The 969-nt window shown below is 65.7% G+C and carries 2 protein-coding genes and 1 pseudogene; all 3 read left to right on the top strand.

Features of this window, described 5'->3' with window-relative positions; all coding sequences use genetic code 11:
* A pseudogene (locus EN964_RS35640) lies at positions 1-272 on the top strand (ROK family protein); the annotation flags it as partial.
* Positions 272-718, top strand: a complete 447-nt coding sequence (locus EN964_RS35635) for an RbsD/FucU family protein (RefSeq protein WP_023808513.1) — start codon at positions 272-274, stop codon at positions 716-718. The pseudogene EN964_RS35640 and the gene EN964_RS35635, both read left to right, overlap by 1 nt.
* Positions 715-969, top strand: a 255-nt coding sequence (locus EN964_RS35630; RefSeq protein ID WP_245490746.1) for a PfkB family carbohydrate kinase, incomplete at its 3' end; no start/stop codon positions are given. The genes EN964_RS35635 and EN964_RS35630, both read left to right, overlap by 4 nt.

Below are 969 nucleotides of genomic sequence, written 5' to 3'. Positions count from 1 at the left end.
CCTCAAGGGCGCTCGCCTACGCCATCGTCGCCGCATCCTCGATCATCGATTTCGAAGCGGCGGTGATCGACGGCTGGATGCCGAAGGCGGTGCGCCGCCGGCTGGTCGACGCCATCATCGCGGCAATCGCCACGATCGATGGCGAAGGCTTGAAGCTGCCCACCATTCGCGAGGGAACCGTCGGCATCCATGCCCGGGCGCTCGGCGGCGCCAGCCTGCCACTTTCCGAACGCTTCCTGATCGGCTCGACGACGATTTCCAGGAGCGCCTGATGCTGATCGGAATTCCGGCGCTGCTCGGTCCGGAGCTTCTGGCGATCCTGCGCGGCATGGGTCATGGCGACGAAATCGCCCTTGTCGACGGAAACTATCCGGCGGAACAGCAGGCAACCCGGCTGGTGCGCGCCGATGGTCACCCTCTTATCCCCGTACTCGACGCGATATTGAGTGTGCTGCCTGTCGATGACGCCGTGCCGGAGGCGCTGTTTCGCGCCTCGGTCAAGGGCGATCCCTCGCTTGCCGATCCCGTCCATCATGAGATCGAGGCGATCTGCGCCAAACGGGCGCCAGGCCGCAAGGTGGTTGCGCTAGCCGGCGCCGACTTCTATGCACGGGTCAAATCGGCGCATGCCATCGTCGCGACAAGCGAGCCGCGGCTCTACGCCAACATCATCATACGCAAGGGCGTGATCCATCCGCCGGAGACCAGGAAGCCATGATCCTCTGCTGCGGCGAAGCCCTGATCGACATGCTGCCGCGCACGACGACAGCGGGTGAGCCGGCCTTTGCGCCTTATGTCGGCGGCGCGGTGTTCAACACGGCGATCGCGCTTGGCCGGCTCGGCGCGCCGGCAGGCTTCTTTTCAGGCCTGTCGTCGGATCTGTTCGGCGGCCAGTTCCGGGATGCGCTGGGGGCAAGCAAGGTCAGCTCCACCTATGCGCACACCTCACCACGGCCAACGACGCTGGCC

It is taken from the genome of Mesorhizobium sp. M7A.F.Ca.CA.001.10.2.1 (assembly GCF_003998575.1).
GTDB lineage: Bacteria > Pseudomonadota > Alphaproteobacteria > Rhizobiales > Rhizobiaceae > Mesorhizobium.
This window is presented reverse-complemented; position numbering and strand designations above follow the sequence as displayed.

Coding starts and splice junctions, on each gene's coding strand:
- EN964_RS35635 (WP_023808513.1), top strand. CDS start 272: ATGCTGATCGGAATTCCGGCGCTGCTCGGTCCGGAGCTTCTGGCGATC.